Below are 14,406 nucleotides of genomic sequence, written 5' to 3' on the forward strand. Positions count from 1 at the left end.
TTTCATGAAACACGAGATCCTGCTGCTGGGCAAGACAAAGGATAATTACCTGCGCAAAGGAATCGATGAATTCACCGGTCGGCTCGGCCATTATACCAACTTTACCATCTCCACCCTCAAGGAGAAAAATCCGGGAAAGTCATCAAATCCTGTCGATGCGCAAGGCGATGTCCTTCTCGGTGCCGTTCAGGCAGGAGCCATGAAAATAGTGCTTGACAGCAGGGGCAAACAGCTCAGTTCAGAGAAATTTGCTGACCAGATAACCCGCTGGGAAATGAATGGGGTGAAACATATCTGCTATCTGATTGGCGGTCCCGAAGGACATGCGCAAAAGGTGATCGACCAGGCAGACATGTTGCTTTCGTTCTCTAAAATGACTTTCACCCACGATATGATACGTCTGCTCCTGGTTGAACAGCTCTATCGGGCCTACACCATCAAGGCTGGGGAGAAGTATCACAAGTAAGCTTGCAGATTTTTTCGCACCTGTCATTTTTTGAAATAGATATCAAAACGACCGCTCTTCATTTTCACCTGGTGGTCAGGGCGAAGATCGGCGATGCAGGGCGCTCCTTTTGGTCTTTTTACCGCAATCCTCGCTGGAGCGAGTGTTCTTGCCGCATAAAACAACCGGTGGCTGTCCTCGTCATCGCCCACCAGCAGCCTGAGTATCCGCATCACCTGTTTGTTGAGTGCCGACGAGTTTCTGTGGGGATACATCGGGTCGAGGTAGACGGTGTCAAAGAGGCCATTGAGACTTTCGTGGGAGGTGATGATATCAGTCTGGATCAATTGCACTTTTTCTGCTATGATAGCGGCTGACTCCGGCTGCTTGCCAGCGCGCTCAAGACCATCCTTGAGCAGCTCGTAAAGGACGGGATTTCGCTCAAAAAGGGTGACGCTGCATCCAAGGACGGCAAGGGCGAAACCATCTGCGCCAAGACCTGCCGTGGCATCCAGGATTCTGGGCCTGTATCCCGGTTTTACGCCGACGGCCCTGGCCAGGGGTTGGCTGATGGTGTAGTTTTTGACGTGACGAAACCCTTTTTTGCCTGTTATAAAGTCTATGAAAACAAGGGGTTTGAGTTTATCCTTGACAAAGTGGCCGAGCTTGAGTCCTTCACGGGTATAAAACAGTACCAGATCGGTGGTGCAGCAGTCCGTCTGGCCTGCAAAATTAAGATTCAACCGGTCGGCCAGACTTTCTCCTTTTTGCTGGAGCGCAGGGTCGTCAACCGTGACGCACAGAGATGTCGGTGCTGCCGGGGTCGGGGTGTAGTCCATAGTAAAGAGAAGGTCAGTCTGAGGTTATCGAACTGGGTCCATACTATAATCGGGAAAATATTCATGACAAATATAAATTCTTCGGTAGTTGCAATTATTCCTGCACGTTTTGATTCAAACAGGTTCCCGGGGAAACCTCTGGCGCTGATAGACGGCAAGCCAATGATACAGCATGTGGTCGAGCGGGCCCGGAGCGTCGACATACTTTCACGGGTTGTGGTGGCCACCGACGATGAGCGGATTGCAGCGTGTGTCGCCGGTTTTGGCGGAGAGTACGTCATGACCCGCAAGGACCACGTATCCGGATCCGACAGGCTGGCGGAAGCTGCCGAGATATTAAAGATCTCGGAGCACGATATAGTGGTGAATATCCAGGGCGATCAGCCGCTGTTTGCCCCTGAGGTTGTAGAACAGGTGGCGAGACCGCTGGTGGAAGATCCGGCGTTGCCGATGGCAACGCTTATATACCGGATAATCCGTGAAGAGGAAATAAACGATCCGAATCATGTGAAAACCGTGTTCGACAGGGATAATTACGCTCTCTACTTTTCGCGGGCACCCATCCCGTTTCAGCGAAACCCGGATGAACAGGAAACCCCGATCTATTATAAACATCTCGGCTTTTATGCCTACAGGAAGGGCTTCCTGCTTACTTTTGTCGCTCTACCGGAAGGAAACTGGGAAAAATTTGAAAAACTTGAGCAGTTGAGAGCGCTGGAGTACGGCTATAAGATCAAGGTTGTCCTCACCGGTCACGACTCAATCGAAGTAGATACCCCTGAGGACCTTAAAAGGGTCGAAACCTCTTTGAGCCGGAAATAAATATAAAAACCCGCCTGATAAACAGGGAGCATCATCTGTGCCAGTAATGCTCTATTATTCTGCTATAAGCCGTGATTAAAGAACATTTTTCTTCCATAAAAAATCTTACGTTTTCTCCCCTGGAGCTCCAGCCAGGCCAGGATATCCGCGAAAAACTGGTCGATCTTGTTCTGCAGGGAGTCCCTGCACAGCTTCCCGCACACCTCAGCGGGTATCTTAAAACCATAAGAGAAGAACTGCTGCAAACCGGAGTTGAAAATGTCAGGGTCGTGGTTTTCGGCGGCGGAACCGGACTTTCCAACATCATCGGCGGAGATTCGAGACTTTACGGCTGGTGCGCTCGTCCTTACAACGGCCTCAAGGAACTCTTCCCCAGAACCCGTTCCGTGGTCTGTGTAACCGACGATGGCGGATCAACGGGAGAATTGCTCAAGGACATTGACCTGATAGCTGTGGGAGATATTCGTCACGTGCTGCTGTCTTCGGTTCAGCTTAACCGACTCTGGGAGTTGTACAATTTAGGCAAGACCGAAGCCCACCGGGTTGCCGGTGTGCTGTGGCGACTGTTTAACTGGCGGTTTACCGGCCCCCTTACGCGGCAACATCCTCATTTTCAAGAGATAAAAAAGGAGGTGGAGAGTTTGCCCCAGGATATGGCCAGCTACCTCCGCACTCTGATGGATTACCTGTTTGTCAGTAAAAAACTTGGCAAGAGCCTCAAAAGATCCCACTGCATGGGAAATCTGCTCATCGCCGCCGCCGTTTTCCGCGAACAGGACAACTATGGCGCCAGCGGGGTTGATGATTCCGATATCGCCGCCCATTGCGCAATCAGGGACGGCCTGGATCGTCTGGGCAGGATAATCGGGGCTGCACCAAGGGCGGTAATGCCTTGCACTTCTACGCCTGCGCAGCTGCGGGTGCTCTACACCAACGGTGTGGAAATTACCGGTGAACATAAATTGAGCACGGCCACCCGTGGAGTTCCGGTGGATTCCGTGCATGTCGATTACTGTGGTGAGGCCAGAACTTATGATGAGATCATAGAAGACATCGAACGGGCTGATATAGTGGTGTTCGCCCCAGGCAGTCTCTATTCCTCTATAATCCCGGTATTCAAGGTACCCGGGCTTGCCGAGGCGGTCAGGTCAAACACCAGGGCCATGAAAATATTGATTTCAAATCTCTGGGTCCAGGCGGGCGAGACGGATCTTTCACTGGTGAACCCCGAACGCAAATTTCATGTCTCCGACATGATCCGGGCCTATGAAGAAAACATCCCCGGAGGTACCAGGGACCTGTTCAATGAAGTCTTGTGCGTGTCGTTAAAAGATATCCCGGGATCGGTCTTGCAAAGATATGGTGTCGAAGGCAAGGTGCCTATTTACCTGGACAAGGAAAAGCTGGTCGGCTCAAACTTTTTTCCGGTCGAGTGCGATATATTTTCCACAGCTGCCTTGAACGATAGAGGGGTTATCCAGCATGATCAGGAGCGGTTGGCCCTTGCCATTAAAGCTCTCTATAACGGCCGTAAATGCTGGGAAAAAGGAATTGTTGCCTCCCGGGAGGGCGGAACCGGAGGGAGCGCTGATAAAAATCTGCAACCCCAAAATCGGTCGACAGAGAAGTGTCCCGAGAAGCTGAGACAGACGATCAAACCGTATATTAAATATCGCAAAATAAGTGAGAAGATAGATTCGCTTAAAATTTGCTGCATCGGACTTGACAAAAAACCAGACCTATCTCATATTAAGAGCATGATCGTCGATATCCTGTGCGATCATCCGGTGATACCGATCGCCCATCTGGGATTTTTTAGGGATATATTCTGCGTTTCCTCCGAGCTATGGAAACGCGACCAACAGTGGGACAACGTTTTCTCCTTTTTTGATCCCGCTGACGGATGCATAAAGATACGAGCAGATCAGTTCAGAGATCGCCGCAATCTCGAAGTGGCCTTTATGGTGGCGCTTGGTGAGTCCCTGCTGGGAAATTATGCAGCGGAAAAGATAATGGAGGACGTGGTGATAGACGGAATCGGGCTTGGCCGCGTATACCATCTGTACCTGGCTGCGGAGCCCCAAAGGCGTTGTTATTTTGACACACACCAGATAAAGACCTTTTTGTCGCTGTCAAGGATGTGTGATACAGGGGATCATAATCACTATACACGACTGGTAAACAGAGGGGAGGGGTTCACCCCGCCCGGATTGCTGATGGGGCTCATGTATGCCTGGTATGTTGACAACCAGCTCGCTTCGCATATCGAGTACAAGATGTCCGTCATGAAAATTAGAAAGTCGGACCTGATACCCGAGCAGGTCCGCATGGCTGACCGTCGACGAAAAATGGTCGATTTTTTCCGAGAAGTTGTGTTTTACGGTGACCTCAAACCGTAAGATCGACTGAAACAGCGAAAACAAGATGAAGATATTGATAATAGACGACGACCACAGAACTCGCGATCTTTTCAAAATCTGGCTGGAAAAGGAGAATTTTGAAGTTCTTGAAGCGGCCAATGGATTGGAGGGGATGAAAGCGCAGCAAAAACATCGGGCTGACATGCTCATCTGCGACCTGATAATGCCGGTTCAGGAGGGAATAGAGACAATTTCCCTGTTCAGGGAAAATTATCCCCAGGTAGGAATTATAGCTATTTCCGGGGGCGGCCAGATCGGTTCGGAATCGTACCTGCAGATGGCGGAGATCCTCGGTGCCTGGCGAGTGTTCGCCAAACCTCTGGACATGACGCAGATTGTGCAGGCAGTACATGAATGGCAAAAAGGATTACCCCACATCGCGTAGGGTGGCGGTCACCGCTAGCTTGTACTGCAGAACGTCTTCCACTGGTGATCGAGTTTTTTGCTGGAAATCGAGTTCTTGCCAGTCAGCTCCGGAGCAAAAAGCTGCAGTTTGAACTCGTTGAACATTGACTGGTAGAGTACAAATTCCCGCAGCGCATCGGCTGAGAGAAGCTTTTTCTTCTTTTGCCCCTCGATGAGCCTCGACAGATGCGGTTCAAGTTGCCTCTTCTTTTTTGCGTCTTTATCCGGATTTGCATAGAACCGTTGCGCCCGCAGCGAGATTCCCCGCAGTTGCCGCTCGACCTGATTGAAATCGAGAGCGAAGTCTGACAGCAGAAAGTCGTGGGGCAGAATCATGTCGATCTCTGCCATGAATTCCTGTTCCAGGGGCGGGAGGAAATGTTTTTTGCTTCGTGATTTTTCAAACAGGGCGGTTAGCTGCGATTCCACTTCACGGCGTTGTCGCAGGGATGCAAGAATCTGCTCGAGAATATTTCTGCCCTCTTTGAAAAAACCGGTCTTGCGGAGATGTTCGATTTTGCACAGGTAGGCCGATTCCTCGATAATCCCTTCGTCAAGAGGGGCAAACAGCGATGCGACGATAAAGTCGAGCACCAGCCTGACCAATTCGTTTCTATCAAGGCCAAGTTTTGCAAATATTAACGTTGAAGGGCCTGAAAAACTGGTGCTGCAGAGTTTTTTCAGCGCCTTGTACTGGTCTTTAAAGGGGATGCGCAACAGAAAAAGGGTGCCTTCACGATTGATCCGACTGGCTTTTTCCGGATCATTCTCAAATACTACCTGGATCGTTTGTTTCTGCTGGTCGGCCTGCAGAGCACCATAGAGATAGCCTGCTGTTTCACCGGTTTTGGTGAAAATCGGGACCCTGGAAGGAAGACCTGCAAAATCCCAGGTGACATATTCAGTGTGCTGCCATTTTCCGACGATTTTTTCAGCATTGCCTCTTAATACCAGAGATGGGTCCGGCTCCATGGCGCGGCTGTTTTGGTGAATCAGTTCTGCCAGGTTGCGTCCACTGCATATTTCATCCCCATGTTCATCGAACAGCAAAAAAATCGGGGTCAGATGTGGTGGAAGTTCCCTGGTCCACTGATCGCGGGCGACAAGAAATCGAAACTGCTTGAGAATCGATTGTTCAAGAGCTGTCAGCAAAGAACCCTTGCCGAACTCTATATCATCGAGCACCCGGGCTACGCTTTCGTTGACCGGAACCAGCTTTTTTCTTAAGCTTTTGGGAAGTGATTTGAACAGGTAGGTGACTTTTTCATCAATAAATCCGGGCACCAGCCAGTCGAATCTTTCAGGCGACATGGTTTTTGCCATCTGAAGGGGGATACGAAAGGTCACCCCGTCTCTTTCAGTGCCCGGCGCAAATTGGTATTCAAGACGGATCTCCGTTGAGCCGATGGTTGTTCTGGTAGGAAAATCGACAAGTTCCCTGTCATCGATCTGTCTTATAAGGATATCTCTATCCTTCATAACCAGCAGCTCGGGGTCGGAGTGTTGTTTTAAAAATTTGTTGAGGCTGCGCTGGTCGCATACAGAATCAGGGAGTCGGCTGTCATAGAACTCCGACAGGATCAAGTCATCTGCCACCAGGTTACGTACCCGCATTCTGTCTTCTGAATTCTGCCATTTTTTAATCAGCGAGAGATTGTGTGTAAGAAACGAATAGGAACCTTTTAATTCACCTTCAATGAGGGCCTGGATAAAAATCTCCCGGGCACTCTTGCTGTTTTTCCGGTGCCGCTTTACAAAATCGACTTTGGTGCCGCTGCTTATGACCAGGCCGAAAAGGGACGCTGTCTCGTCGGCGACCACCTGACCGGTTTTTTTCTGCCACCTCGGGTTGCTCCATGAATATTTACAGAGGTGCGGAACGCACTGCTTGATCCAGTCCGGGTCGATTGATGCCACGGTGAGCGCATAAAGATTATTGGTCTCAAGAAAAGAGGCACCGAGTATCCAGCCAGGACTTTTGGCAAATTGACCAGAGCCGGGAAAGATCATGAGTTCCTTGTTTTGCGAACCCTGGTAGATACGGCCGTTTTTTTTCATTGCCAGGTTTCTGGCAAAGCCGGTGATCAGCGCCTTATGGATCTGCAGGTAGTCGCCATCACCGCTGTTATCGGAAAACCCCTGGCGCTTTGACAGCATTCGGGTGAGCTGGTCGTGCAGATCGAACCATTCTCGCATTCGCTGAAAAGAGAGAAAGGAAGCTTTACAGAATTTTTTAAGCTTTGACCATGACTTGTGGGAGCCGGCCTGATCGTGATAGAGATTCCACAGGTTCAAAAACGACATGAAATCGGAATGGGGATGGGCAAATGTCTTATGCGCGTTGTCGGCATCCTGCTCGCTGTCGGCGGGCCGTACCCTGGGGTCGGCAATGGCGAGAACCGAGGCGATGATTTTGATTTCACGAAGACAGTTATTCTGTCTGGCCTCAAGTATAACCCTGGATATACAGGGGTCGATGGGCAGGTCCGCCATGATCTTTCCGTATCCGGTCAGCTTCCTGCTTCCGGTTATCGCACCGAGTTCTTTCAGCAACCGGTAGCCTTCCCTGATTGCCGTGTTAAACGGCGGTTCAAGAAATGGAAAATCGGCAGGATCTCCAAGCTTGAGTGAGATCATCTGCAGGATGACTTCGGCAAGGTTCGAACGTTTGAGTTCGGGCAGGGTAAACTGCTGGCGGTCCAGGTAATCTTCCTCTGAGTAGAGGCGAATACAGACTCCCGGCCCCACCCGCCCGCATCTGCCTTTTCTCTGGTCGCAGCTTGCCTGTGAAATCTTGGTAACCGGCAGACTTGTGGTTTTGGCCCTGACATTATAATAGGAGATCCTTGCCAGACCGCTGTCGATCACATACCGTATTCCGGGAACCGTAAGCGATGTCTCGGCAACGTTGGTGGCAACGATGATCTTTATTTTTTTCTGGGGTTGAAAGATCTTGCGCTGATCGCCGGAGGGTAGCCTGCCAAACAGTGGCAGTACCACGCAGTGGGGAAAATGGCTTTGAAGCAGCTTGCAGCACTGCCTGATTTCTCTTTCGGTTGCAAGAAAAATGAGAAGATCGCCTTCAACCCTCTGATCAAAGAGCTCTTTAACCACCGCAACACAGTGTTCGACAAGACTCTCGGATTCGTCGTTGTCACCATCCTCAGGGGGGCGGTATTTTACCGTGACGGGATAGGTGCGTCCGGAAACTGAGATAACCGGGGCGTCGTCAAAATGTTTGGCAAAAGCCGAAGTGTCTATTGTCGCCGAGCTGATTACGACCTTCAGGTCACGACGATATTTAAGCAGTTTTTTGAGGTAGCCCAGTAAAAAGTCGATATTTAGACTTCTCTCATGGGCTTCGTCGATGATGATGACACCGTATTGTGACAGCAGCCGATCGCTTCGGGTCTCGGCGAGCAGCACCCCGTCGGTCATGAATTTGATCTTCGTCTCTTTAGACGTATGATCGTGAAAACGGATTTTGTAACCGACTGTTGCCGGTCCTGCCTGCAACTCCTCCGCGACCCGACCGGCGACGGAAGTAGCGGCAATCCGTCTTGGCTGGGTGCATCCAATGACGAGATTGGAGTCGGGAAATGCTTCAATACACATTTTCGGGAGCTGGGTTGTTTTTCCAGAACCAGTATCACCAGCGACGATGACGACCTGATTGTTTCTTAGAGTGGTTATGATGCGTTTTCGTTCCGGTGAAATAGGCAGATGGGCGGGGTATTTAAAAATCATGAAAAAAATAGATGTGATGCTGGAAGTATGTTACATCTTGCTGTCAGCCGATGAGGTTGCCCCGCGGGGCGACCTGGCAGCAGCACAGGGTTTAATGGTTTCAGATTGTCGTTTGTCATGACATATACACCATAACCGGGCATGTTGTCAGCTGCCACCGGAAAATGGATCGAAATTCCCCAATATTTTTTAAAGAGATATGAGTTTAACCATGCTTTTTCACCCACAACCCAGTGATGAAACCCGATGACTTACCTTGAAGTGGCGCTGGCGGTCCCCCTGGACACGGTTCTAACCTACAGTTGCCCAGACGATCTTGCAGTGGTGCCGGTAGCCGGGGAAGTATTCTCTCTTGTCGGCAGACGGGTGCTGGTACCGCTTGGGGGCAGGCAGGTTACTGGCTATGTGGTTGACGATATGGTGGAAACAGAAGGGGAGTTACCCTTTAGGATAAAGCCGATTAACAGGTTTCTTGACGACCGGGCTGTTTTCGATGAGTCGATGGTTCGTTTTTTCCGATGGGCGGCCGACTACTATCAGTACCCCCTGGGGCTGGTGATAAAGGCGGCGCTGCCGGGAGGTATGACCCAGCAAAGTGTGACACGGATAGTTCTTAAAGCCAGCTCTGTGGAGTTCCTGGAAAGGTTCGGTGACAAGGTGCCACCGTGGGCTGACCAGCTGGTCGCAAAAAAAACACTTTCTGCCCGCGAATCGAGAAAAATCCTTACCACCAGCCGTTGGAAAAAAACAATCGCTGAGCTTGCCGATTCGGGCGTGGTGGAAATAGCTAATTCAGTTGCAAAGGACCGGGTCAGCGCCAAAAAAGAGAAATGCTACGAATTAGCCCCGCTTGGCACCAATGTTCTTGACCGCTTTGAAAATTTTGCCGTTTGTGCTGAACAGATAGCGCTGTGCATAAAGACAACAGAGCTTACCTGCGGGATGGTATTAAAGAAATCAGAGGCTAAAACACTTCTGGTCATTGGTGGGCTGGCAAATGAAAAACAGACCCTCCGCATCAGTCACAAAGAGGTTCTGGATCTCTACCCTAATGCGCGGACAAGAATTGTAGAACTCATCGACAAGCAGCTCATATATGAGTCCCAGCACCGGATATATAGAAGTCCCCTCGGAGAGCAGCTGCGTTATTATCCCAGGCCCGAGGAGCTGACCAGCCAGCAGGAAGCAGTAGTAACAGAGATTGCAGCGGCCATTGGCACGACAAAATTTGCTCCATTTCTTTTGCACGGGGTTACCGGCAGCGGCAAGACCGAGGTGTATCTGAGAAGTGCAGAACGAACACTTGAGCTGGGCAGGGACGTGATCGTTCTCGTTCCTGAAATAGCGCTTGCCACACAACTTGAGGCGCATTTCGTTTCAAGATTTGGTGACAACGTCGCCCTGTTGCATTCGGGTATGAGTTCAGCGGAGAAGTACGATCAGTTCTTTATGGCTCTTAACGGCAGGGCAAAAATCGTGATCGGGGCGAGGTCCGCAATTTTTGCACCGCTCACTAAGCCGGGCCTGATAATCGTAGATGAAGAGCATGACTCGAGCTACAAACAGGACGACGGTTTCTGCTATCACGCAAGAGATCTTGCCGTGCTGCGGGCTAAACACAGCGACTGTACCGTCATTCTTGGTTCTGCCACGCCGTCTGTGACCAGCTATTACAACACAAGGATCGGTAAGTATCGCCTTCTGGAAATGAGCAAGAGGGTAGGGAGCAGTTCCTTGCCGCGGACGGCGCTATTAAATCTCAATAGTAAAAACCGGATCAGGAAAAAAACGATCATCTCGCAGGAGCTGCTGCAGATGATGCAAGACACCATGGCCGATGAAAAACAGGTCATCTTGCTGTTGAACAGGAGAGGGTTTGCAACGGCGCTGGTGTGCAGGGATTGCGGTACCCCGGTCTCCTGTAATCATTGCAATATCTCCCTGACCTATCATAAGCAGAGGGAGAGCATGATGTGTCACTACTGCGGGTTTACCCAGAGCGCCAGTCTGGTCTGCGGTCAGTGCCGGTCAATGGATCTGCAGCCGGTAGGATTCGGAACGGAAAGGGTGGAAAACGAGTTAGCCGAACTGCTGCCCGATGCGCGGATCAAAAGGATCGATTCGGATATCGCCGCCGACAGAAAAAAGTTTATTACCATCCTGTCACAAATGCATAATGGAGATATCGATATCCTCATCGGCACCCAGATGATTGCCAAAGGCCATCATTTTCCCAAAGTAACCCTGGTCGGTGTGCTGTGGGCGGACGGAGGCATGAGCATGCCGGACTACAAGGCAGCGGAGCGGACTTTCCAGCTTATCACCCAGGTCACCGGCCGTGCGGGGCGGGAAGAGGCTCCCGGCAGGGTGTTGATCCAGACGATGCGTCCCGATCATTATGCCATAGAGTATGCCAAGAGCCATGACTATGAAAAATTTTACAACCACGAGATCGAGCTTCGGAAAAACCCGTTTTTCCCGCCGTTTGTAAGACTTGTCCTTTTGCGCATACAGGGAAGAGTCGAAAGCTCGGTGAGAACCACCTGTCTGGACGTTGCACGGTTTTGCCGAAAATTTGCAGCGGACTCGAAAAACCGCATGGAAATTCTCGGTCCGGCACCGGCCCCCCTTGACAGGGTCAGGGATAATTTCAGGTGGCAGATACTGCTAAAGAGCCCCAGTCCGCACCACCTTCACCAGCTTTGTCAGCGGCTGCGGGAGAGCAGCAGGCAACTTGTTAATAGCCAGTGCAACCTGGTAATCGACGTCGATCCGGAATCGATGATGTAAAGTTACAAGGAACAGCCGGCTTCGGGGTAAACACAGAGTTTTCCCTGATAATTTTCAAATACCAATTCCTTGTCGCTGCTGCTGACAATATAGTCTGGTGTAAGCGGTATTTTGCCTTTTCCTCCAGGTGCATCGAGAACGAAAGTCGGTACAGCCATTCCTGACAGGTGACTGTAGAGCTGCTTCATGATATCGATCCCAACCCTGGTGTTTGTCCGGAAATGATCTACGCCCCTGGTGAGATCGGCCTGAAAAAGGTAGTAGGGCTTCACCCTTATGCGCAAAAGCCCCCGCATAAGCTCTTTAATGGTGTCGATGTTGTCATTGACCCCTTTTAACAGCACGGTCTGGCATCCAAGAGGTATGCCGGCGTCGGCGAGCATGGTGCAGGCCAGGCTCGACTGCTCCGTAATTTCCCTTGGGTGGTTGAAGTGGGTGTTGATATAGAGCGGATGATATTTTTTTAAGACGGCGACGAGGTCTTCAGTTACTCTCATCGGCAGTACCGACGGCACCCTGGTGCCGATTCTGATAATTTCGATCGAGGGAATCTTTCGCAGATTGCCGAGAATTTCATCGAGCATGGTGTCGGACAGCAGCAGCGGGTCTCCACCTGACACCAGCACCTCACGCACTTCAGGATGGCTCTTGAGGTATTCATAACCCTGTTCAAGGGTCTCTTTTGAAGTACGCATCCTGGGAGTGCCGACCATTCTCTTTCGGGTACAGAACCGGCAGTAGACGGCACAACTGTTGTTGACAAGAAACAGTACCCGGTCTGGATATTTATGGACCAGATTGGGGACGGGACTCAGCTCTTCTTCACCGAGCGGATCCGGGATACACACCCGATCATCGAGTTCGGCTTTGTCCGGAATCACCTGTTTGCCCAGGGGGTCGTCGGCAGCTGTGACTAAATTCAAAAAATAAGGATTGATGCGCATCGGAAAGTTTGCAATTACCTCGGGTAATGCGTTAATATCACAACCCAGCCGTTCCGCCAATCCTTCGGGTGTCGTTATGCTCTGCTGTAAGATTTCTTGCCAGTTTTCCATAGCGCCCCATTATGGGGGAAAGGACATTGCTTGTCAATTATACTTTTTTATATATAAGAAAAAGGGGCCTGAACATGTCTGCAAATCTGTACCGGTTTAAATACGATGAATACGGAAACACAAAAGAGATAATTGTTTACGCAAGCGGTGCGCCTGCGCGGTCGTGCAGTTATATAAACAAAGGAACCGCGTTCAGCCTGGAAGAGAGATCGAGCCTAAACCTGGACGCGATGTTGCCGCCGGGCGTGAGAAACCTTGATGATCAGCTGGAGACTACCCGTGTCAAGGTTCAGGAAAAAGTCGGCGACATTGAAAAATATATCTTCATCAGAGCTCTTTTTAATCGTAACGCCACTCTCGCTCACGCTCTTATAAAAAGCGACATCGATACATACGCGAAGATTATATATACGCCAACCGTGGGCTATGCCGTGCAGCGCTATTCGTCGATGTTCAGACAGGCGAACGGTCTGCATTTCTATCCCGGCAACATAGACCGTGCCGAAGATATCCTCAGAAGGTTTGCTCATCGTGATATCAGGGTCGCCGTGGTAACCGACAATCACGGGATCCTGGGGCTGGGTGACCAAGGGGCGGGAGGAATCGCTGCCTGTCTTGGGAAACTTATGCTCTACACCCAGGGTGCGGGCATTGCCCCGTGGCACTGTCTGCCTATTTCCCTTGACGTCGGAACGGATAATGAAAAGCTGCTCGCGGACAAGCAATATCTCGGGTGGCCTCAGCGGCGTCTTAAAGGCGAGGAATATCTCTCCTTTATCGGTCGCTTTGTCCGGGCGTTCCGCAACGTTTTTCCCAATGCGCTGTGCCAGTGGGAAGATTTCTCACCGAAGATCGCGTTCTCCATAAACGATGCGTTCTGTGACGAACTGATCTCCTTTAACGACGATATCCAGGGAACCGGAGCTGTTGCTGCTGCTGCCCTTCTCTCGGCCATGAAAATCAAGGAGGAATCACTTATCGATCAACGTTTCCTCATCCATGGCGCCGGTTGCGGCGGAATAGGCATAGCAGAACAGCTCACCAGAAACCTCAAAGACCGCGGCCTGAGCGAAGAAGAAGCTTGTCAGCGGATTTTCATAGTCGATTCTGGCGGTCTTATAACCCGCCACAAAGAAAATGATTTTCACAAGAAAAAATTTGCCAAGGACAAGGGACTCCATCCGTGGATCGCGGACCTTGATCCGGTGGATATTCCCGGAATCATCAGAGAAGCGGGAATAACCGTTCTCATCGGCACCACCGGGCAGGATTATTTCTTCAACGACGATACCGTGGCCGAAATCAAAAAGAATACCGATCGGCCGGTCATCCTGCCTCTGTTTCATCATGTCCTGGCGCCTGAACTGTTCTGCCAGAATATAGGCAAGTGGAGTGAGAAAGGGATACTTATCGCCACGGGAAATCCCTGTTCCACAAGCGAGATGCTCGAGAGCGCTTACGGCATAAGCCAATGCAACAACGCGCTCATCTTCCCCGGAGTCGTACTGGGGATTCTGGCCTCCGGGGCAAACGAGGTGCTGCCAGAGTTCTTTACCGTTGCTGCGGAGCAGGCATCGGCGCTGCTTTCACCGGAACAGCTGGAGGAAGGAAACCTGATGCCGCCACTGCGAGACATCCGGGCCGTGGCCAAGAAAATTGCGCTTGCCGTGGCTATGTGTGCAGTGGAAAAAGGTATTAACAGACCTTGTGTCTATTCAGATTTTCAACCCGGTGACGACCAGGCCAGAATGGCCAGACTCATTGATAAGATCCGCTGGAAACCGGAATACCTGTCGCTGGTTCCGATGTGATTGTGACCGCGGGTGATAGGAGAATTTTACCAATAAAAAAAGCCCCGATGAACGAAGACCGTTCATCGGGGC

The 14,406-nt window shown here is 50.8% G+C and carries 9 protein-coding genes; 6 read left to right on the forward strand and 3 right to left on the reverse strand.

Annotation, left to right across the window (positions count from 1 at the left end; genetic code table 11):
• Positions 1-4 precede the first annotated feature (4 nt).
• On the forward strand, positions 5-466 hold the full coding sequence (locus tag BLQ17_RS08055; protein WP_143005464.1) for a 23S rRNA (pseudouridine(1915)-N(3))-methyltransferase RlmH: 462 nt from the start codon (positions 5-7) through the stop codon (positions 464-466).
• A 23-nt stretch (positions 467-489) separates the two neighbouring features.
• Here the strand turns inward: BLQ17_RS08055 and BLQ17_RS08060 are convergent, their stop codons facing one another.
• Positions 490-1,284 (reverse strand): class I SAM-dependent methyltransferase, encoded by a 795-nt coding sequence (locus BLQ17_RS08060; RefSeq protein ID WP_092221653.1) that lies wholly within the window; start codon positions 1,282-1,284, stop codon positions 490-492.
• A 63-nt stretch (positions 1,285-1,347) separates the two neighbouring features.
• Here BLQ17_RS08060 and kdsB point away from each other — a divergent pair, with 63 nt between their 5' ends.
• From kdsB to BLQ17_RS08075, 3 genes are all read left to right on the forward strand, one after another.
• Positions 1,348-2,106: a 3-deoxy-manno-octulosonate cytidylyltransferase gene (kdsB, locus tag BLQ17_RS08065; RefSeq protein ID WP_092221655.1), complete on the forward strand. Its 759-nt coding sequence runs from the start codon at positions 1,348-1,350 to the stop codon at positions 2,104-2,106.
• Between the two features lie 71 nt (positions 2,107-2,177).
• Positions 2,178-4,505, forward strand: coding sequence for a gluconeogenesis factor YvcK family protein (locus BLQ17_RS08070; protein ID WP_092221657.1), 2,328 nt, complete (start codon positions 2,178-2,180; stop codon positions 4,503-4,505).
• A 25-nt stretch (positions 4,506-4,530) separates the two neighbouring features.
• Complete coding sequence (locus BLQ17_RS08075; protein ID WP_092221659.1) at positions 4,531-4,911, forward strand: response regulator; 381 nt, start codon at positions 4,531-4,533, stop codon at positions 4,909-4,911.
• 14 nt (positions 4,912-4,925) lie between these two features.
• On the opposite strand, the gene hrpA is transcribed toward BLQ17_RS08075, so the two are convergent.
• Positions 4,926-8,678, reverse strand: a complete 3,753-nt coding sequence (gene hrpA / locus BLQ17_RS08080) for an ATP-dependent RNA helicase HrpA (protein ID WP_092221661.1) — start codon at positions 8,676-8,678, stop codon at positions 4,926-4,928.
• A gap of 246 nt (positions 8,679-8,924) precedes the next feature.
• Here hrpA and priA point away from each other — a divergent pair, with 246 nt between their 5' ends.
• Positions 8,925-11,468, forward strand: a complete 2,544-nt coding sequence (priA, locus tag BLQ17_RS08085; RefSeq protein WP_092221663.1) for a replication restart helicase PriA — start codon at positions 8,925-8,927, stop codon at positions 11,466-11,468.
• Between the two features lie 2 nt (positions 11,469-11,470).
• Here priA and BLQ17_RS08090 read toward each other — a convergent pair whose 3' ends face one another.
• Positions 11,471-12,523, reverse strand: coding sequence for a KamA family radical SAM protein (locus BLQ17_RS08090; protein WP_092221665.1), 1,053 nt, complete (start codon positions 12,521-12,523; stop codon positions 11,471-11,473).
• 74 nt (positions 12,524-12,597) lie between these two features.
• On the opposite strand from BLQ17_RS08090, the gene maeA reads away from it, so the two are divergent.
• The gene (gene maeA, locus BLQ17_RS08095) at positions 12,598-14,334 is read left to right on the forward strand and encodes an oxaloacetate-decarboxylating malate dehydrogenase (RefSeq protein WP_092221667.1); all 1,737 of its coding nucleotides are present in this window, start codon (positions 12,598-12,600) and stop codon (positions 14,332-14,334) included.
• Positions 14,335-14,406 lie beyond the last annotated feature (72 nt).

Source organism: Desulforhopalus singaporensis, from assembly GCF_900104445.1.
Lineage (GTDB): Bacteria > Desulfobacterota > Desulfobulbia > Desulfobulbales > Desulfocapsaceae > Desulforhopalus_A > Desulforhopalus_A singaporensis.

Bases quoted from the DNA above. Each gene is read 5' to 3' on its own strand.
- BLQ17_RS08055 (WP_143005464.1), top strand. From the start codon at position 5: ATGAAACACGAGATCCTGCTGCTGGGCAAGACAAAGGATAATTACCTG.
- BLQ17_RS08060 (WP_092221653.1), bottom strand. From the start codon at position 1,284: ATGGACTACACCCCGACCCCGGCAGCACCGACATCTCTGTGCGTCACG.
- kdsB (WP_092221655.1), top strand. From the start codon at position 1,348: ATGACAAATATAAATTCTTCGGTAGTTGCAATTATTCCTGCACGTTTT.
- BLQ17_RS08075 (WP_092221659.1), top strand. From the start codon at position 4,531: ATGAAGATATTGATAATAGACGACGACCACAGAACTCGCGATCTTTTC.
- hrpA (WP_092221661.1), bottom strand. From the start codon at position 8,678: ATGATTTTTAAATACCCCGCCCATCTGCCTATTTCACCGGAACGAAAA.
- priA (WP_092221663.1), top strand. From the start codon at position 8,925: ATGACTTACCTTGAAGTGGCGCTGGCGGTCCCCCTGGACACGGTTCTA.
- BLQ17_RS08090 (WP_092221665.1), bottom strand. From the start codon at position 12,523: ATGGAAAACTGGCAAGAAATCTTACAGCAGAGCATAACGACACCCGAA.
- maeA (WP_092221667.1), top strand. From the start codon at position 12,598: ATGTCTGCAAATCTGTACCGGTTTAAATACGATGAATACGGAAACACA.